Raw genomic sequence first — 18991 nt, forward strand, 5'->3', positions numbered from 1 at the left:
ATGCGCTCCACGGGTGGGCTGTCTGTTCGGTGGATCGGTGACGGACGGCGGGGCTTCAGGGCGGCGGCAATGACAGACGTCGCCGCCGTCGTTTCGCGGATTACGCGCGGCGAATCGTTGCTCCGAACTCCTCCAGGCGCCGGAGCATGTACTCCGGGTCGATGAGGACGTGCGGCAGGTAGAGCCCCGGCGCCACGGGAGGGCCGCCCGCGAGGCCGAGCAGCCGCTCGACGGCGACGGCGACGCCCAGCGCCGTCACCGGTGCCTGGCCCGAGGGATGCGTGATTTCGTGGCGCACGCGCCCCTGCGTCCCGTCCTGCTTGCGTCCGGTCAGCTCGATGATGATTTCCGTCGAGAAGGGCTCGCCCCGCCGACGTGCCGCCGACTCGCCGACCACGAGGTCGAACCGGATGGACCGGGCGTCCGTCGCGGCCGCGAGGCCCAGCACGTCGAGCGGTGAGTAGGCCTGGCCCTGGAGCTCCCTGCCGTCCACGCCGATGAAGGTGCGCGTCGCCTCCGCGCCGCTGACCCAGCGCCACTTCCCGTCCTGGAGGAGCAGCACGCTGGTCGCCACCCTCGTCAGGCGCTCGAAGTCGGCATGCGCCGCCGGGCCGCCCAGGTCCTTCTCGTCGAGCACGGCGGCAAGCTCGATGGACTCCAGTGACTGGAACTCCCGGGCGAAGTGGAGCGTAGGCAGCATGGCCGCTCCCGCCAGCCAGGTGCTGTCCATGAGGATGGGCGCGCTCGCGGGCTTGTGGATGTAGAGCCCCACCTCCGGCCCCACCTCGAACAAGCCGGTGGAGATGCTGAGGTAGGGCAGCCCCCTGGCCTGCGCGTACTTCATCGCGTTGAGGGTGTCGTCCTGCGGGAACACGACGACCGCGCTGTAGGCCCTGCCTTCAGGCTGGCCCAGGTCGCGTCGCTCCAGGTCGACCCGCACCGCGTCCGCGCCACCGACTTCCTTCGCGACGGCATCGGCCCGGGGCAGGTCTCGCCCGCCAATGGTGATGGGCAGCGTGGGATGGAGCCGGCGAAGCGTCTTCGCGGCCTGGGAGCCAACGAGGCCGGAGCCTCCGATGATGAGGACGGGTTTCTGGGTGTTCGCGGACATGACGGCTGCGCTCCTCTGCCGGGATGGGCAGGGCGGGTGTGGATTGGCGCTTCCCTACAATCAGTAAGTTACTCATGGTAGGTTCGCCACGTTTTCTTGGAGGAGGCCGCGCAGGGGCATTACGAAACGCCACGAGCCATGAGTGAGCCCCCAGCCAGGAAGTTGCCGAAGGCGCAGCGACGCGAGCAGCTGCTCGACATCGCGCAGACCATCGTCCGGGAGGAGGGGACCGACGCGCTGACGCTCGGCTACCTGGCCGAGCGTGCTGGCGTCAGCAAGCCCATCGCCTACGAGCACTTCAAGACGCGGTCGGGGTTGTTGATCGCGCTCTACGCGCAGATCGACGCCCGTCAGGTGAACGCGCTGCTGGAGGCGCTCGGGCGCACGCGGCGGAAGCTGGAGGACGTCGCCCGGGTGATGAGCGCCGCCTATATGCACTGCTACACGGCGGCCGGGCCGGAGTGGCATGCCATCGCTGCGGCGCTGCGAGGCGACGAGGAGATGGAGGCCTTCCACCAGGCGTTGCTCGACAACTACGTGGCCATCTACCGCGACGCGCTCGCGCCCTACTCGAAGTTGAAGAAGGACGCGCTCCACCTGCGCAGCGTGGGAATCATCGGCGCGGCGGAGGCGATTTCACGCGACATGCTCCAGGGCCGCGTCGACGAGGCCACTGCCGCGGAGACCCTGGCCTCGCTCATCGTCAGCTGGCTGTCCTGAGGCCGCGGCCCACGCTTCACCCGCTGTACCTCCGCTCAGCCGCGCGTGCCTGCCCTCCGCGCCGCCAGGGACGAGATGACGGCCAGCAACTCCACGGGCTCGATGGGCTTGGGCACGTGGGTGTTGAATCCCGCCAGCAAGGCGCGCGTCCTGTCCTCCATGCGGGTGTAGGCCGTGAGGGCCACCGCTGGAATGTCGCCGCCCTGCTCGGAGGGCAGGGCTCGCACCCTGGCGATGAAGCGGTAGCCGTCCTCCTCGGGCATGCCGATGTCGGAGACGAGCACGTCGAACGCGCCCCGCCGCAGCGCGGACAGGGCCTCCTCCGCCGAGCCCGCCGTGGTGATGAGCGCTCCGCACGTCTCCAGGAGGCTGCGCAGCAGCTCCCGCGTGTCCTCCTCGTCGTCGACGATGAGCAGCCGCAGCCCGGCGAGCTGCGGAGGGCAGGGGGCGCCCTGCATCTGCAGCGGGCCGCGCAGGGAAGGGGGCACCAGGACGTCCCGCCGCATCGCCACGGCCTGGGGAAGGCTGACCAGGAAGGTGGCGCCCCGGCCCTCGCCCTCGCTCACGGCGGACACGGTGCCTCCGTGCAGCTCCACGAGGTGCCGGACGATGGCCAACCCCAGCCCGAGCCCGCCCGCCTTGCGCGTGGTGCTGCCGTCGGCTTGACGGAAGCGCTCGAAGACGTGGGGCAGGAACTGCGGGGAGATGCCCTGTCCCGTGTCCGAGACGGAAATCTCCACCGAGGAGTCGCGCCGCTCCACCAGCACCTGGACGCGGCCCCCCTTGGGGGTGAACTTCACGGCGTTGGAGAGCAGGTTCCACACCACCTGCTGCAGCCGGCTCGCGTCGCCCATGATGCTGCCGGCGGAGTCGAGCGCGGCCTGGATGCGGATGCCCTTCGCCCCGGCGGCGGGCCGCAGCGACTCGAGCGCCGCCTCCACCACGTGACTGACGTCGACGGACGACACCTCCAGCTTCAGCTTGCCCGTCATGATGCGGCTCACGTCGAGCAGGTCCTCGATGAGCTGCCCCTGGGCGCGCGCGTTGCGCTCCACGGTGGCGAGCGCCCGCTCCCGCTTGTCCTGCGGGAGCGTGCCCGTCCGCAGCAGCTGCACCCAGCCCAGCACCGCGGTCAGCGGAGTGCGCAGCTCGTGCGAGACGGTGGCGAGGAACTCGTCCTTGAGCCGGTTGGCTTCCTCCGCCTCCTCGCGCGCCGCGCGCTCGCGCGCGAGCAGGCCCTCCCGCTCCGCCTCCATCCGCTTCTGCTCGCGAATGTCCCGGCTGACGGTGGCGATGCCCGTCTGGCGCTGCGTGCCCTGCTCCATCAGCGCGAAGGAGTTGTACTGCGCCGGAATGGCCTCTCCGGTCTGGAAGTGGCGGAAGCGGAACGCGCCCTCCCACCGGCCGCCATTGAGGAGCCTGGGCGCGATGTGGCTCGCGACGAACGGCTGGTCCTCCGGCAGGAAGAAGTCGCTCAGCTGGTACCGCGTCACGTCCTCCTGGGGCTCCAGGCCCAGCAGCCGCCGTCCCGCCTCGTTCACCCACTGCACCCGGCCAGCCGTGTCGCCCACGCCGATGAAGTCCGTGGACTGCTCGACGATGGTCGCCAGGCGCTCCCGCTCCCGCTCCGCCTTCCGCTGCTCCGTCACGTCCTGCAGGGTGCCGACGACGCGGTCCGGCCGCCCCTGTGAATCGAAGTGCGTCTTCACCATGGCCAGGATGGAGCGCTCGACGTCGTCCCAGCCTCGCACACGGCACTCCAGCCGTGCCGCCCCCGCGCCCGGGCGCAGTGCCTGCTCGATGATGGCCCGGGCCCTGTCCACATCCCCGGGATGGACGTGGGCGACGGCCTCCTGCCCCGTGGGCGTCCGGCCCGGCGGCAGGCCGACGAGCTGGAGCGCCCGGTCGTCCCACTCGAGCACGCCGCGCGCGTACTGGAACTCGATGACGCCGAGCTGGCCCGCCTCGAGCGCCATCCGCAGCCGCTCCTCGCTCGCCCTCAGCGCGGACTCCGCCTGGGCGCGCCGGACCACCTCCGCCTCGGCCTGGGCGCGGGCGGCCTGCTCGCGCGCGAACATCTCGCGCTCGGCGCGCTTCTCCTGCTCCAGGGTCAGCTGCGTGGCCAGCTCGCGGGCCAGGTCCTCGAAGAACTGACGGTAGGTGTCGTCGAAGCGCAGCCGGGGGCTGATGCCGAGCACGACGGCGCCCCGGAGGTCATCCGTGCCCGTGCGCCGCATGGGCACGGCGAGCGCGCGCTCGGTGGGCTCGGGCCAGGGGCCGAAGTGGCGGGCCCCCAGGAGCGCCTCCACCGAGTCGACCTTCACCGGCGCACCCGACTCGACGGCCTGGCGGGCGACCTGCGTGATTCGCTCGAGGCCCGCCGTGTCCTGCTCCAGGAGCCCTTCGAGGCCGGTGGTCGTCGCGAGCTCCAGCCGCTGTGCGTCCTTGTTCCAGAGGAAGATGAGCGCGAAGGGAATGTCCTTCGCGTTGCCGGCGAGGGCGCGCATGGCATCCATCGCCGCGCCGTCCGCCGTGTCACCCCTGGGGGCGAACGTGCGGAGCGTCTCCAGTCGCCGCTCGCCCAGCACGACGTCCGTGACTTCGAAGACGGGCTGGAGGATGCCCGCGATGGCCCCCTGGTCGTCGCGCAGCGGGCTGAAGTCGAAGGTGAAGTACGCCTCCTCGTTGAAGCCATGCCGGGTGAGGAGGAAGAAGGTCTTCTGGACCTGGATGACCTCGCCCTTCTCCAACACCTTGCGCATCCACGGGTGGATGACGGGGTAGGTGTCCGGCCAGCACTCGCGGTAGGTGGAGCCCAGGAAGCGCGGGTGGCGGGGACCCATGATGACGGCGTAGCCGTCGTTGTAGAGCTGCACCAGGTCGTCACCCCAGAAGATGATGGCCGGGGCCGGCATCTCCAGGATCATGCCCACGTAGGTCCGCAGGCTCCGGGGCCAGGACTCGACGGGGCCGAGCTTCGTGCTGCTCCAGTCGTGTGTGCGGAGCAGGGCTCCCAGTTCGCCGCCAGGAGCAGGGGGGGACGCTGCAGAGGGGAGAGAGGTCACGGGCGGTCGGGTCCAGAGGCACGCTGCACTGTCTGGCCATGTACCCTGCCTCGTGCTGGCCTGCGCTGGCTGAATCGCAACGGAGCAGGAGAGCAGGCGCCCGGACCATCGCCAACGTCAGGCCATGAACAGCAGGGCCCGGTTCCCAATGAGCCCCTGATACTTGTGAAATACCGTACTCACAGGGAGCCATCGTTGCGGACGGGACCTGGTCCTTGAGGCCCGTGCTCGCTCGAGGCGGCACTGGAAGGCCCAGGCGCGGGCCTTCCGGGTGCCCGGGGCGACGACGGCTCAGCTCTCGACGGTGGAGGACTGCTCCATGGCCTGGGACTCCCCACCACAGACCTGTGACGACGCATCTGCCTGACGGTCGTCGTCCGGAGTCATCGACGCAGGTGCTTTGGATGCATCGGCGGCGCAGGCGGCGCCGCACATGCCCCACCCACCACAGGTGGTGAATACGTAGCCGGCGCCCTGGCGGTAGGCACAGATGTCGTCGCAGCAGCTCGTGGGGTCACAGACCTCGAAGCACTGTTGGGGGGCGGCCGAGGCGGCCGTGGGCAGGAGGGTGAGAAAGGTGGTGGCGGCCAGCAGGGTCCTCAGCAGCTTGCTCATGGCTTGCTCCTTCGCGGGAACGGCCGGGCCAATGTGAGACGCCTGCTGGCGTGAGTAAATAAGGGCTTTCCGCCATGGACTTGCATGAGGCGGGACTGTCTGGGATTCAAGCCTCCGGGCGGAGGTCCAGGCCCAGGAGCGACACATTGTCGTCCACGGGCTTCTTCGGAATCTTGAGCTTGTTCGCCGGAAAGTCCGGGTCCGCGTACCCCAAAGACAGCCCACAGAGAATCACCAGCTCGTCGGGGATGGCGAGCTCCCGGCGGATGACCTCGGGATACGTCGTCAGCGCGGCCTGGACGCAGGTGCCGATACCGCGCGCCGTCAGTCCCAGGACGAGCGTCTGGAGGTACATCCCGACGCCCACCGCGTCCACGAGCCCGAGGTCCTTGTGCATGCACAGGATGCCGACACTGGGGGCACCGAAGAACTCGTAGTTGCGGCGCGAGGCCCGCTCCCTGCCGGCGGCGTCATCCCGGGCGACGCCCATCGCCCCGTAGACGACAGCGCCCAGCGCCTGGCGATGCGCTCGAAACGACTCAGGGAGCGGCGCCAGCTCGCGCGGATTCGCTTGCACCTCCGCCCGGAGGGCCTCGCGCAGGCGCTCCGTGCGCTCGCCCTCGGTGAGGAAGAGGCGCCAGGGCTGGATGTTGGAGTTGGACGGTGCGAGCTGCGCGAGGGACAGGGCCTCCGTGAGCACCTCGCGGGGAATCGGCGTGGGGAGGAAACGGCGAATCGAGCTGCGGCTCCGGACGATGGCTTCGAAGTCGAACATGGTGAACTCGCGTTGAAGAATCAGAACCGGCCGACGACGCCGCCCATGAAGCCGCCGTGCGGCGTGGCGCCGAAGGCGGGCGTCACGGAAGGGCGGCCTTCCGTCAGCGAGAAGTGGGAAGAGGGGCCCGGGTCCGTGAGCCCGGACAACTCGAAGCCCAACATCGCTCCAATGGCGGGCAGGGACAGCAGCCCGATGGGCCCCAGCGTGTCCGTGTCCGCGGACAGCGCAACCAGCCCCGCGCCCGTGCCGAGCAGTGCGCCGATGAGCGTGCTCAGGAAGCCGCCCCTGCCTCGCATCGCCTTGCCCACGCCCCACGTCGCGAATGTGGCGCCGAGCGCCATGCCGGACAGTCCGAAGAGTGCCGCCGTGGTGCAGTCCGTCTCGAAGAGGGAGCATTCCGTCGTCACCACGCCGAGCGTGAGCCCCGCCAGGCCGCCCACCAGCATTCCCGCGCCGCCCGACAGCGTCTCCAGGAGGATGCGGGGCGCGGCCGGGATGCCCTCGTCGGCGTTCCGGGGTTCGGGCTGCATGGACGTGGGGGCGAAGGACTCCGGCTCCACCTGCTCCGGCGCGGACACGAGCGGCGGCGCCACCACGGCGTCCTCCGCGGGAGCGGGGGAGGCGGTGTCCTGAGCGAGCGCCTGGCGGGGCAGGAGCGCACACATGAAGAGGAGCGCGAGAAGACGGGACATGGGGAAACGCTACCGCGAAAACGCAGGCGGACAAGAGGGGGCGTCCAGCGACAGGGAGTGCCTTGACGGCGCGGCGCGGGGCCCCCATCCTGCCGCGCCCCATGCCCGTCCTTCGTGGTGCCGTCACCTTCTCGCGCTTCCGGGCTGAACCGGCGAAGGAAGCGCCCTCTGATATCAAGCGCTGGCTCACGCGCGGCCTCAAGGCGCACGCGTTCGAGCCCATCGACCGCAAGTCCGAGGAGGAACGCGCGGCCGGCTTCGTGGAGCTGGAGAACGCCGACTCCATCGACTTCGCCACCAGCCACCTCTTCTACGGCGAGTACGCGCTGTTCGCCTTCCGCATCGACTCCATCAAGGTGCCCGCGGCGGCGATGAAGGCCGAGCTGACGAAGTGGGCCGCCGCCTTCGAGAAGGAGAATGACCGTCCGCCCAGCCGCGGCGAGAAGACGCAGTTCAAGGGTGAAATCCGGCAGATGCTGCGCAACCGCGCCACGCCGCGCACCGCCGTGCTGGACGTGAGCTGGAACCTGAAGACGCAGCAGGTGCAGATCTGGGCCGCGTCGCGCAAGACGGTGGACGAAATCATGGTGGCGCTGGAGAGCGCGCTGAGCGTGAAGTTCATCGGCATGACGCCGGCGGACCAGGCGCGGACCGAGGGGCTCGACGAGGCCTCGCTGGGGCCCACGGCGGAGCTGATTGGCATGGACCTGCCGGCGACGGCGGTGGAGGAGGTGTCCCATGGCGGGGCGTGAGCAGGCTCGGGCCGAGGCGGCCTTCATGCGGGGCGACACCGGCGTGGACGGCGCCGCCACCGAGGAGAAGCAGGACGAGGCCGAAGTCGAGAAGGGCAAGGCCCGCGAAGCGCTGCTGCGCGGCCGGGCCTACCTGGGACGCGAGTTCCTCACGTGGCTGCTGTGGCGCTCGGAGTCGGGCGACACGCTCATCGAGCACGAGGGCGAGGGCGTCACCGTGCTCTTCATGGGCCGGGTGGTGCTGCGCGGCGTGGCGGGCGACGTCACCGAGATGAGCGCCAAGGGCACGCTGGCGCCGTACTCCGAGCAGGTGAAGCACTCGCTGGACCGGGGGCTGCTGGTGGCCCAGGCGCGGCTGCGGCTCACCAACGGCGAGAAGGAGTACGAAGTCACGCTGGACTCCGAGTTCCTCGACGTGCGTGCGGCGAAGCTCCCGGCGCTGATGAGCGAGGAGGAGGACGACCAGATTTCCGAGCGCCTCTTCCTCACCGAGCAGCTGTCGGCGATGGTCGACACGCTGGTGAAGGACTTCCTCGGCATCCGCGCGGGCAAGGCCTGGAGCAAGCAGGTGGTGCCCGCCATGAAGGAGTGGATGCGCGGCGACGAGAAGGGGGCCAACGCGCTCTCCAAGGCCGCCCGCGCCCGGGGCCGCGACGCCCGCACCGCGCGGGCCTGAACCGCGGGACGGGAACCGGGCGCGCCTCGTGAGCGCTCCCGGCTCAGCGTCGAAGCCCCGCGAAGATCTCTTCAGGACTCCGGAGCACTGCTGTACTGGCCAGGCTCCTGCCACCGTCTTGGCGGCTTACACCGAGAACAGGCATAGTGCCCCTTCGAGGTGGGCCATGCTCCCAGTACGTCCAACAGGCTTGGCGGCACTGCTGGTGGCCATGGCGATAGCCAGCTTCGGATGCGCCCATTCCCAGCAGGAGCCAAAGCGAAACGTCTACGTCATTTCCGAGGACGCAAACGGAGTCGGCTCTGAGGGTGGGAGCGGAACTGGCGGGTCCGGGGCGGAAGCCTACTGCAACGAACTGCAAAAACAGTGCTTCAAGGCGTGCTGGAATCGCAAGCCAAGCATCTCAAGCATCCAAAAGGGCTCTGGCATGCACCATGAGCATTGTACCAAGACGTGCCGCGAAGAGTTCATGAGGTGCATCCAGGAGCAGGAGGAACTGGAGAGACAGGATGCGCAGAAGAAGGAACTTCACTTTCCGACCATGAATGCCGCTCTCGAATGGCTCAGGGAGCACAAGACGGAGGTGGCGGTTGGAACCATCGTCATCGTCGCAGGTGTGATTGCCGCTCCCTACGTCGTTGCCATCGCAGCGGGTGGTGCGTTGGTTCTTGCCCCATTGTGAGCGAGTGGCGGATATCAGGTGGCGATATGGCACAGACGCCAGGTCCCGATTTGGAAGACATGCTCCTCGCTCTAAACCCCTTCATCGAGAGTCAGGCGGAGGGCTCCAAGGAACGGGAAGCGCTCCAGCTTGCCCAGGCCGCATTGCTCTATATCCGAGACAACGCGAAGGAGGACGACTTCACCAGATACTACAAGAAGTTTTCCGATACCTCCTTCACGGTCGAGGTCTCTCATGATTTCGCGACGCGAGAGGAGGCGGACCAGTGGCTTGCCAGCGGGAACGCCCGGGATTCTGTGCGTGTGAGGATCGCTGGCAAGGGCTTCATGGCCGTTCAGGCGCAAGGCAGGTTGCTGTTCATGGTCGCGCCTCTTCCGGACGAGCTGAAGACGGATGAAGAATGGAAGGGAGAGCTCGAGTAGAGGCTTCGCCTCGAACATGTAGACGGAGTCCGCGGCGGTGGGCAGGCCCACGTGCGTGACGCCCATTACGCCCCTCGCGCTCCCACCTCCAGGAGCTTCGAGCCTCAGCGTGAAGCCGCGGGCGCACGGCTCCGGCGGCGCACCCACGCGAGCGCCAGGCCGGGCACCAGCACCATGCCCGCGAAGAGGACGAGGAAGGACTCCAGCCTCGCCGCCGTGGCGCCGAGGGCCGCATACGTGGCCGACACGCCCAGGTTGGACAGGGCGCACACCGTGAAGAAGCTCCGCGGGGACATGCGGCTGGTGCCCGCGAAGACGACGGAGGCCTCCGCCAGCACCGGCACCGCGCGAAACACCAGCAGGAACCAGGGGCCCAGCCCTTCGGAGGCGCGCGCCAGTCGCTCCACCTCCGCGTCACCCGCCATGCGCCGCAGCGCCACCGTCCCCGCCCTCGCGCCCAGGCCGTAGCCCAGCACGCACGCCACCATCATCCCCAGCCAGTTGGTGGCCAGCCCGCCCCAGAAGCCCAGCAGCCCTCCGGCCGCGGTGCTCACGAGGCTGGAGGGCACGGGCAGGAGGGTGTCTCCGGCCAGGAGTCCCCCCAGCACCAGCGCCACCTGCCACGCCGGAGGGCGCGCGGAGAGGAACCGCTGCGCCACTGCATCCACGTCGGCGCCGAAGAGGGCGAAGGGCACCAGGACGAGCGCCAGCAGCAGCGCGCAGAAGGCCACCCAGCCCGCCACGGCACGCGCCCGCGCCAACCTCTCAAACATCCCCGAGAGGGAGCCGGGCCGCGGCGGACATCAACGACTGCTCGCGCTCGGCGGGAATCTCTCCCTCCGCCATGAAGGCGATGCCCACCACCGCGCGCACCTGTCCCGCGCCGTCCAGCACGGGCAGCGCCACCGCCGCGCGCGCCTCCACGGCCTTCGCGCCCGGCTTGATGCGGCCGGTGTCGTCCTCCTTCAGGTTGCACGTCTGCACCGGCGCCCTGCGCACCTGAGCCAGTCCGGCCATGCCCTTGCCGCGCGGCACGTGGCGGACGGCATTCAGCACGGGCGGCGGGATGTTGAGGGCCGCCACCAGCTCCAGGTCTTCTCCGCGCTGGACGTGGACGGTGCCCGCGGCGGCACCGTGCTCGGCGGCGAAGGCCTCCAGCCACGCCTGATACGAGGGGGAATTCATGCTCATGGCGTGTCTGACTGTGCGTCCCCGTCCGCGAGCGCGTCAACGCGCCGGCCCGGCAACCATGCGGCAGTCGACGTTGGACGGCCGGCTCAGGGGCCGCCGCGGAGGCCGAAGATGGGCGCGAACCAGGGCTCCACGCCGCGCATGTCCACGCGGCCGGCGCCGGCGGTGAGCTCGATGAACTCGCCGTCGCCCAGCTCGAAGTGGCCCACGAGCGCCAGGCCTCCGTAGGTGGCCGAGGCCGTGCGGTCCGAGATGACGAGCCGGTGCACGCCGAGGAAGGGCACCACCCCCACCACCGTGTCGTCCATGTGCACCGCGAGCGACGCGGAGGCCTCCACGCCCAGGATGCTGCCGGGGCCTCCCACCGTGCCCAGGCCGAAGTCCGTGGCCCCGCGCAGCATCACCGCGGGCGCGATGCTCACGTCTCCGAACTGGAAGTAGTGGGACAGGCCCATGGACAGGCCGTAGCCGGGCACGGGGACGGGGCAGGTGGCTTCAATCTCGTCGCAGCCCACCTCGCCCTGGAAGCCCACGTGCACCCGGGTGCTGGCGCTCACCGGAATGAGGAGGTCCGCGTCGTACGCCACGCTCCACTGGGGCGAGGAGAAGGGCTTGCGGTTGCCCTCGAAGTCCTCCGGGGCCTGGAGGGGCACGGTCAGCCGGGGCCCGGTGCGCAGGCCGGCACGTTTCGTCACGTGGTCCAGGCTGCCGGGCACCATCCGGATGCCCATGGGGCTCAACGTGGTGGGCGCGCAGCCGGCCAGCACCGTGAGTACGGCCCCCAGCATCCATGGCGCGAGTCGCACGGCAGCCCCTTCTTCCCACGCGCGGTCGGGATGGGCTCCAGGATAGCTCGGACGGGGACGTGTCCGCGGCCCCGCCGGACGCGCGGGCCGGAAGGCCGGGGCTGACACCCCATGTGCGGGTCGGCCACGGCCGTCTGGGACGGACTGTTCAACCCGTGCCAGTCCCGCGCAGGAGGGTGGGGCGGGACCCCGAAGCCGGGCAGGATGCGCGCGGCGCCACCGCGAGGTGGCGCCGACCTCCCTCATTCTCGAGTCCCTCCTGGAAGCAGGTCGATGAAGGCGCGTCCGTTACGGTTCCATCTGGCCTGGCTCGCGCTCGGGCTGCTCATCCCCCTGGTCGTCTTCACGGCGGGGGTGGTGGACCGCTTCACCGTCTCGCAGCGCCTGGCCCGCGAGCAGGGCATGCGCGAAACGGCCCGGGCCCTGGCGCTGGCGGTGGACCGCGAATTGGGACAGTCCATCCGCGCGCTGGAGGTCCTCTCCCACTCCGAGCCCCTGTCTCGCGGCGACCTGAAGACCTTCTACGCGACGTGCTCGGCCGTCGTGCACTCACGCCAGCCCTGGACGTCGCTGGCGCTGTTGGACGTGGACGGACGGACGCGCTTCACCACCGACCAGCCGTTCGGGGAGAGCGCCCCCAGCCCGGTCGACCGCCCCTACCTGCGAACGGTCCTGGAGACGGGCCGTCCGGTCATCTCGGACTACCCCTTCGCGCGCATGCAGGGCCCGCCCATGGTGGTGGTGGCGATGCCGGTGCGCAGCGGGGAGCGCATCATCGGCATCCTGCTGGCGCACCACTCGATGCAGCACTTCGACAAGCTCTGGACCGAGCAGCGCATCCCCACGGACTGGGTCGGCACGCTGGTGGACGAAGAGGGCGTCATCCTCTCGCGCAGCCGCGCCGCGGACCGCTTCGTCGGTACGACGGCGCCCACGGCGTTCATCACGAGCATGCGCGCGGCCGGCAGCGAGGGTTTCTTCCCGTCGGTGACGGCGGACGGCATGAAGGCCTACTCGGCGGTGGCGCGCTCGCAGGTGGTGCCCTGGACGATGGTCTTCTCCGCGCCGCGCGTCATCTTCGCGGCGCCCCTGGAGCGCTCGCTCCTCGCGCTGCTGGCGGCGGGGCTGGTGTGCTGCGCCGTCGCCGCGGGCTGGGCGACGCTGATGGGCCGCCGCATCACCCACCCGCTGAGGGCCCTGGCCCGCGCGGCGACGGACAGCGCGGCCACGCCCGCCGCCTTCACCCAGCTGCCCACCACCGGCATCTCCGAATTGGAAGAGGTGAGGGTGGCGCTCGCGCGCACCACCGCGCTGGTGGCGGAGCGGGAGGAGGCCCTGCGCGCGAAGATGCGCGAGGCCGAGGCCGCGCGCGCCGAGGCCGAGGCCGCCAACCGCGCCAAGGACCAGTTCCTGGCCATGCTGGGGCATGAGCTGCGCAATCCCCTGTCCGCCATCACCAGCGGCGTGAAGGTGCTCTCCATCGCCCGCGACGAGGCGCGCCGCGAGCGGACCCGGGCGCTGGTGGAGCGGCAGGCCTTCCACCTGGCCCGGCTGGTGGATGACCTGCTCGACGTGGCTCGCGTCAGCAGCGGCCGCATCACCCTCCAGAAGGGCGTCATGGACCTGGGCGAGTGCGTGCACCGCGCCGTCGCCGCGCTGGAGTCCTCCGGGAGGACGCAGGCGCACCAGCTCGACGTGCGGGTGGCGCCGGCGCTGATGGAGGGCGATGAGAACCGCCTCGGCCAGGTGGTCACCAACCTGGTGTCCAACGCCCTCAAGTACACGCCGGACGGAGGTCGCGTCACCGTGCGCACGCACGTGGAGGCGGAGCAGGTGGTGCTGGAGGTCTCCGACACCGGCGTGGGCCTGCCGCCGGAGGTGCTGCCGCGCGTCTTCGACCTCTTCTTCCAGGCGGACCGCACCCTGGACCGCTCGCAGGGCGGGCTGGGCGTGGGGCTCACCCTGGTGAAGCGTCTGGTGGAGCTGCACGGGGGCACGGTGGAGGCGCGCAGCGAGGGCACCTCGCGCGGGAGCACCTTCACGGTGCGCCTGCCCCGGGGCGAGGTGGTGGAGGCGGCGCAGTCGATGGGTGGCGCGGTGGGCCCTGGTGTGGCGCGCCGCATCCTGCTGGTGGAGGACCACGCCGACAGCCGCCAGCTGGTGCGCGAGCTGCTGGAGGCGGACGGCCACACGGTCCACGAGGCGGCGGACGGCCCGTCCGGACTGGAGAAGGCGCGCGAGCTGCGCCCCGACGTCGTCCTCCTGGACATCGGCCTGCCGGGGCTGGACGGCTATGCGGTGGCCAGGGCACTCCGTGCGTCCGAAGAGACGGGGCGCGGGCCGCGCCTCATTGCGCTGACAGGCTACGGCCTGAAGGAGGACCGTGCCCGCGCCATCCAGGCCGGCTTCGACGAGCACGTGGTGAAGCCCGTGGACATCGTCCGGCTGCGCGAGGTGCTCGCGGCGCCCTGAGCAGACGAAGTGTGATGACGCGAGCCCGGCCTGTATCCTCGCTCACAACCTGGTCGACAGGAGCTCAGGCATGGATGACGTCGAGCGCAGGCAGCAGGAGGCGACCCGAGCCCGGATGGTCGAGTTCTGGCGTCGGCACGATGAGATGGAAGCGCGACTCTCCCGTCCGGTGAGTGAGCGCATGCTCGACCTCGGGCGCGTCTCGACGGGAATGCGCGTCCTGGACATTGCCTCGGGCCGAGGCGAACCGGCCCTGCCCGCGGCCCACCGGGTGGGCCCGCACGGCCGGGTGCTCGCGACCGACATGGGGGAAGGAGTGCTGCGGCTCGCCCGCGAAAGGGCGAGCCGTGAGGGCCTCGGGAATGTCGAGTTCCGGGTGGCGGATGCCGAAGCGCTCGAGGTCGGTGGGCAGTCCTTCGACGTGGCGACATTGCGCTGGGGCTTGATGTACATGCCTGCCCCGGAGCGGGCCCTGCAGTCCATCCACCGCGCGCTGAAGCCCGGCGGCGTGCTCGTCATCGCCTCGTGGGCCGAGCCCGCTCGGGTTCCCTGGGCTTCGCTTCCCCGGCGGATGCTCGAGCGTTATCGAGACGTGCCTTTTCCCATCTCGGGCTCCGACGGCCCCGGAGTCTTTCGTCACGCGGACAGCGCCACCCTGGACGCGGCCCTGCGGCGCAACGGCTTCTCCGTGGAGGCGTCGGAGGACCTGGACGTCCCCGTCGTGGAGGCCAGCGATGGAAGCGGCATCGTGGCCTGGGTTCGCGAGCTGGGCGGGCCCCTGGTGAAGCTCGTCGACGAAATGCCAGCGCACCTGCAGCGCGCGTGGGAGGCGGACATCTGCGCCGAGGTGGAAAAGCACCGCGTCGGAGAGCGGGTCACCCTGGGTGGCGTCACGAGGCTCACCGTGTCGACACGGTCCTGAAGACGTTCGCGGTGAACGGCCGGGCGAGCCCGGCCAGGCGTGCTCGTGGACCTGTCTGCTCGCCCGTCCACCGTGCGCGGTTCCAGCCCCCGCTCCGCTCGTCGGTCGCCGTGGGGTCACCCCCGTTCTTCCCAGAATCCGTTCGGGTTCTCGCCGTGTTCCGGTCGGCCCCGCGCTAGCTTCCGTGCCTTGAACAGCGCTCGGGACGCGCGCTCCTGGAGGTGTCCTGGTATGTCGGTTGCTGAACGCCACCCCCTGGGTCTGCCGGATGGGCAGACCGCCGATGAGGACTGCCTCCAGGGAGGCGGGCAGATGGGGGCGTTGATGCGGTCCATCGACTGGTCCCGGACCGGTCTGGGGCCCGTCGCGAGCTGGCCGCGCAGCCTGAAGACGATGGTGGGCGTCATCCTCGGCAGTCGCTTCCCCATGCTCATGTGGTGGGGGCCCGACATGCTCCAGATCTACAACGACGCCTACCGCCCGGTGCTGGGCCTCAAGCACCCGGCCTCCATGGGGGCTCCCGCGCGTCGCATCTGGCCGGAAATCTGGGACATCGTCGGTCCCATGGCGGAGGGCGTCCTCGCCGGCGGGCCGACGCACTGGCACGAGGACCTCCAGCTCTTCATCAACAGCCGTGGCTTCGTCGAGGAGACGTTCCACACGTTCTCGTACAGCCCCGTTCCCGACGACGAAGGCCGGGTCGGCGGCGTGCTGAACACCGTGCAGGAGACGACGCAGAAGGTGCATGGAGAGCGGCAACTGCGGCTGCTCCGCGACCTCGCGGCGCGGCTGTCGGACGCCAGGTCCGTGGATGAGGCCTGCGCGCTGTCGAGCGCCGTCTTCGCGACGAACACGGCGGACCTTCCGTTCTCGCTCATCTACCTCCTGGAGGGAGAGGGACGTGAGGTCCGGCTCGCCAGCACCAGCGGCCTGGACGGGTACTCGGGGCCGGCCAGGGCCGAGCGCCTGTCACTCACGGACGGCTCCTCGCCCTGGCCCTTCGCCGAGGCGGAGCGCGGGGGGCACGTCCTCGTGGACGGGCTCGGGGCCCGCTTCGGGGCCCTGCCCGGCGGCACCTATGGGGTGCCCCCGGCGCGCGCCATCGCCGTGCCACTCACTCGCCCGGGCCAGCAGCAGCCGTATGGCTTCCTCGTCAGCGGGCTGAACCCCCGTCGCGCGTTCGACGAGCACTACCTGGGCCTGTTCCAGCTGGCCGCCGACCAGGTGGTGACGGCCATCACCAATGCGCGTGCATACGAGGAGGAGCGCCGTCGCTCCGAGGCCCTGGCCGAGCTGGACCTCGCGAAGACGGCCTTCTTCAGCAACGTCAGCCATGAGTTCCGGACGCCGCTGGCCTTGATGCTCGGGCCGACCGAGGACGCGCTCGCGTCCCCGCAGCGGGCGCTCACGGGGGAGAACCTCAACGTCGTCTACCGCAACGCCCTGCGCCTGCTGAAGCTGGTCAACTCGCTCCTCGACTTCTCGCGCATCGAGGCCGGGCGCGCGACGGCGTCCTACGAGCCCACGGACCTGGCCGCCGTGACGACCGACCTCGCCAGCGCGTTCCGAGCGGCCATCGAGCGCGCCGGCCTGGGATTCGTGGTCGAGTGCCCCCCGCTTCCCGAGCACGTCTACGTCGACCACGACATGTGGGAGAAGATCGTCCTCAACCTGCTCTCGAATGCGTTCAAGTTCACGTTCGAAGGGGAGATTGGCATCGCGCTGCGCTGGCTCGGGGATTCGGTGGAGCTGGTGGTGCGGGACACCGGGACGGGCATCCCCGAGAACGAGCTCCCCGACATCTTCAAGCGCTTCCACCGGGTCCAGGGGGCGCGCTCGCGCACGCACGAGGGCTCCGGGATTGGCCTTGCGCTCGTCCATGAGCTCGTGCGGCTTCACGGAGGCTCCATCGAGGTCTCCAGCCAGGTGGGGCAGGGCACCCGCTTCCGCGTCTGTGTTCCGCGAGGACTCGCGCACCTGCCACGGGAACGGGTCCGCGCGAAGCACACCCTCGTCGCCACCGCGACGGGCGCGGCGCCCTACGTGCAGGAGGCGCTGCGCTGGCTGCCCGGAAGTGACACGGCGGAGTCTCTCCGGGGGCTGGAAGCCTCCCTGCTTCCGGCGACGGAGCTGGGGGGGCTCGCGGCGAATCCGAACGCGTGCATCCTGCTCGCGGACGACAACGCGGACATGCGCGACTACGTCCGGCGGCTCTTGGGCGAGCGCTGGAATGTCGAGGCCGTGGCCGACGGTGCCCTGGCGCTGGAGGCCGCGCGGCGCCAGCTGCCCGACCTGGTCCTCACGGACGTGATGATGCCCAACCTCGACGGCTTCGGCCTGCTCCAGGCGCTGCGCGCGGATGAGCGACTGAAGGCCATTCCCGTCATCATGCTCTCGGCGCGGGCGGGAGAGGAGTCGCGCATCGAGGGGCTGGAGGTGGGCGTGGACGACTACCTCATCAAGCCCTTCTCCGCGCGCGAGCTGGTGGCACGCGTCGCCACCCACCTCCAGCTGTCGGAGCTGCGGCGCGCCGCACTGCGCGAGCGGGAGAAGATGTATGCGCTCTTCGAGCAGGCCCCCGTGCCCATCGTGGTGCTGCGGGGACCGAAGCACGTCTTCGAACTCGCCAATCCCCGCTACCAGGTGATGGTCGGCAAGCAGGAGCTGCTCGGCCGCACCATCACCGAGGTGTTTCCCGAGGCGAAGGGCACGGCCGTCGAGCAGATGTACGACCGCGTCTACCAGACGGGTGAGCCGTTCGTGGCGGATGAGTTCCGGGCCGAGCTGGACCTGGGCCGGGGGGTGGAGGAGACGTTCTTCACCTTCAACGCGTTCCCGGTGCGGGATGCCTCGGGCGCGGTGGACGGCATCATGGTGGTGGCCATCAACATCACCGAGCAGGTGCGCGCGCGGCAGAGCCTGGAGTCGGCGACGCGTGACGCGGAGTCCGCCAACCGCGCCAAGGACGAGTTCCTGGCCATGCTGGGCCACGAGCTGCGCAACCCGCTCGCCCCCATCACCACGGCGCTCCACCTGATGCGGCTGCGCCTGGGTGAGACGGCCCAGAAGGAGCGAAAGGTCATCGAGCGGCAGGTCGACCATCTCATGCGGCTGGTGGACGACCTGCTCGACGTGTCGCGAATCACCCGCGGCAAGGTGGAGCTCAAGAAGCAGGTCGTCGAGCTCGCGGAAGTCGTGGCCAGGGCCATCGAGATGGCGAGCCCGCTCCTGGAGCAGCATCAGCACCACCTCACGGTGGAGGTGCCTCCCCGGGGGCTGGCGGTGGATGCCGACCCGACCCGCCTCGCGCAGGTCGTCTTGAACCTGCTGACCAACGCGGCGAAGTACACCGAGCCGGGGGGGCGCATCCACATCACCGCCGTGCGCGAGCAGACGAAGGTCCGCCTCGCGGTGCGCGACAACGGAATCGGCATCGCGCCGGAGATGCTGCCGCGCGTCTTCGAGCTCTTCGTGCAGGAGCGCCAGGCGCTGGACCGCTCCCAGGGAGGCCTGGGCCTGGGGCTCGCCATCGTGCGCAGCATCGTGGCGATGCACGGGGGTGCGGTGTCCGTGCACAGCGAGGGAAAGGGGCACGGAAGCGAGTTTTCCTTCCAGCTTCCCCTCGCGGCGCAGCAGAGCGCGAGGCCTTCCGCCACCGACGAGGTCGCGGCGGAGGCGCCCCCGCGGGAGACGGGACGCAGGATTCTCGTGGTGGACGACAACGAGGACGCGGCGGACCTGCTGGGCGAGTTCCTCCAGTCCCTGGGGCATGCGACGCGCATCGCCTACGACGGTCCCTCCGCGCTGCGCATCGCGGAGGGCTTCCAGCCAGACCTCGCGCTCCTCGACATCGGGCTGCCCGTCATGGACGGGTATGAGCTGGCGCGCCGCCTCCGGGGCACTCCCGCGCTCGCGGCCGTGAAGCTCGTCGCCCTCACCGGCTATGGCCAGGAGTCGGACCGCCTGCGCTCGCACGAGGCGGGGTTCAACGCGCACCTGGTGAAGCCCGTTCGTCTCGAAACGGTCGAGGCGCTGCTCAACGGGCTTTCGGAGAAGGGCGGGGACAGGACGCGGCTCTAGCCAAGGG

16 protein-coding genes are annotated in these 18991 nt (G+C 70.3%); 8 read left to right on the forward strand and 8 right to left on the reverse strand.

From position 1 onward, the window contains the following. Positions 1 to 100: 100 nt before the first annotated feature. A complete protein-coding gene (locus ACX9TP_RS18130) occupies positions 101 to 1111 on the reverse strand; it encodes a saccharopine dehydrogenase family protein (RefSeq protein WP_482980975.1) in 1011 nt (336 codons plus the stop codon). 138 nt (positions 1112 to 1249) lie between these two features. On the opposite strand from ACX9TP_RS18130, the gene ACX9TP_RS18135 reads away from it, so the two are divergent. After that, complete coding sequence (locus ACX9TP_RS18135; protein WP_482980976.1) at positions 1250 to 1831, forward strand: TetR/AcrR family transcriptional regulator; 582 nt, start codon at positions 1250 to 1252, stop codon at positions 1829 to 1831. A 35-nt stretch (positions 1832 to 1866) separates the two neighbouring features. Here ACX9TP_RS18135 and ACX9TP_RS18140 read toward each other — a convergent pair whose 3' ends face one another. The 4 genes from ACX9TP_RS18140 to ACX9TP_RS18155 all read right to left on the reverse strand — a co-directional run bounded on the left by ACX9TP_RS18140 (position 1867) and on the right by ACX9TP_RS18155 (position 6981). After that, entirely contained in the window at positions 1867 to 4758 is a 2892-nt protein-coding gene (locus tag ACX9TP_RS18140; protein WP_482982193.1) for an ATP-binding protein, read from the reverse strand. A gap of 429 nt (positions 4759 to 5187) precedes the next feature. Further along, on the reverse strand, positions 5188 to 5511 hold the full coding sequence (locus ACX9TP_RS18145; protein ID WP_482980977.1) for a hypothetical protein: 324 nt from the start codon (positions 5509 to 5511) through the stop codon (positions 5188 to 5190). Positions 5512 to 5617: 106 nt separating this feature from the next. Then, entirely contained in the window at positions 5618 to 6286 is a 669-nt protein-coding gene (locus ACX9TP_RS18150; protein ID WP_482980978.1) for a nitroreductase, read from the reverse strand. Between the two features lie 20 nt (positions 6287 to 6306). Next, entirely contained in the window at positions 6307 to 6981 is a 675-nt protein-coding gene (locus ACX9TP_RS18155; RefSeq protein ID WP_482980979.1) for a hypothetical protein, read from the reverse strand. A 101-nt stretch (positions 6982 to 7082) separates the two neighbouring features. Here ACX9TP_RS18155 and rdgC point away from each other — a divergent pair, with 101 nt between their 5' ends. The 4 genes from rdgC to ACX9TP_RS18175 all read left to right on the forward strand — a co-directional run bounded on the left by rdgC (position 7083) and on the right by ACX9TP_RS18175 (position 9513). Further along, entirely contained in the window at positions 7083 to 7733 is a 651-nt protein-coding gene (gene rdgC / locus ACX9TP_RS18160; protein ID WP_482980980.1) for a recombination-associated protein RdgC, read from the forward strand. Next, positions 7720 to 8409 (forward strand): hypothetical protein, encoded by a 690-nt coding sequence (locus ACX9TP_RS18165; RefSeq protein ID WP_482980981.1) that lies wholly within the window; start codon positions 7720 to 7722, stop codon positions 8407 to 8409. Before rdgC ends, ACX9TP_RS18165 begins: the two co-directional genes overlap by 14 nt. Positions 8410 to 8599: 190 nt before the next feature. After that, on the forward strand, positions 8600 to 9091 hold the full coding sequence (locus ACX9TP_RS18170) for a hypothetical protein (RefSeq protein ID WP_482980982.1): 492 nt from the start codon (positions 8600 to 8602) through the stop codon (positions 9089 to 9091). Between the two features lie 26 nt (positions 9092 to 9117). Next, the gene (locus ACX9TP_RS18175) at positions 9118 to 9513 is read left to right on the forward strand and encodes a hypothetical protein (protein WP_482980983.1); all 396 of its coding nucleotides are present in this window, start codon (positions 9118 to 9120) and stop codon (positions 9511 to 9513) included. 104 nt (positions 9514 to 9617) lie between these two features. On the opposite strand, the gene ACX9TP_RS18180 is transcribed toward ACX9TP_RS18175, so the two are convergent. The 3 genes from ACX9TP_RS18180 to ACX9TP_RS18190 all read right to left on the reverse strand — a co-directional run bounded on the left by ACX9TP_RS18180 (position 9618) and on the right by ACX9TP_RS18190 (position 11510). Beyond that, positions 9618 to 10274, reverse strand: a complete 657-nt coding sequence (locus ACX9TP_RS18180; protein ID WP_482980984.1) for a VTT domain-containing protein — start codon at positions 10272 to 10274, stop codon at positions 9618 to 9620. A 4-nt stretch (positions 10275 to 10278) separates the two neighbouring features. Next, positions 10279 to 10704: a GAF domain-containing protein gene (locus tag ACX9TP_RS18185; protein ID WP_482980985.1), complete on the reverse strand. Its 426-nt coding sequence runs from the start codon at positions 10702 to 10704 to the stop codon at positions 10279 to 10281. Positions 10705 to 10790: 86 nt separating this feature from the next. Beyond that, positions 10791 to 11510, reverse strand: a complete 720-nt coding sequence (locus tag ACX9TP_RS18190) for a hypothetical protein (protein ID WP_482980986.1) — start codon at positions 11508 to 11510, stop codon at positions 10791 to 10793. A 273-nt stretch (positions 11511 to 11783) separates the two neighbouring features. On the opposite strand from ACX9TP_RS18190, the gene ACX9TP_RS18195 reads away from it, so the two are divergent. The 3 genes from ACX9TP_RS18195 to ACX9TP_RS18205 all read left to right on the forward strand — a co-directional run bounded on the left by ACX9TP_RS18195 (position 11784) and on the right by ACX9TP_RS18205 (position 18984). Next, positions 11784 to 13982, forward strand: coding sequence for a hybrid sensor histidine kinase/response regulator (locus ACX9TP_RS18195; RefSeq protein ID WP_482980987.1), 2199 nt, complete (start codon positions 11784 to 11786; stop codon positions 13980 to 13982). A gap of 70 nt (positions 13983 to 14052) precedes the next feature. Then, entirely contained in the window at positions 14053 to 14904 is an 852-nt protein-coding gene (locus ACX9TP_RS18200; RefSeq protein WP_482980988.1) for a class I SAM-dependent methyltransferase, read from the forward strand. A gap of 231 nt (positions 14905 to 15135) precedes the next feature. Beyond that, complete coding sequence (locus tag ACX9TP_RS18205; protein ID WP_482980989.1) at positions 15136 to 18984, forward strand: ATP-binding protein; 3849 nt, start codon at positions 15136 to 15138, stop codon at positions 18982 to 18984. The last annotated feature ends 7 nt before the right edge of the window (positions 18985 to 18991 follow it).

The organism is Pyxidicoccus sp. M15, from assembly GCF_056858435.1.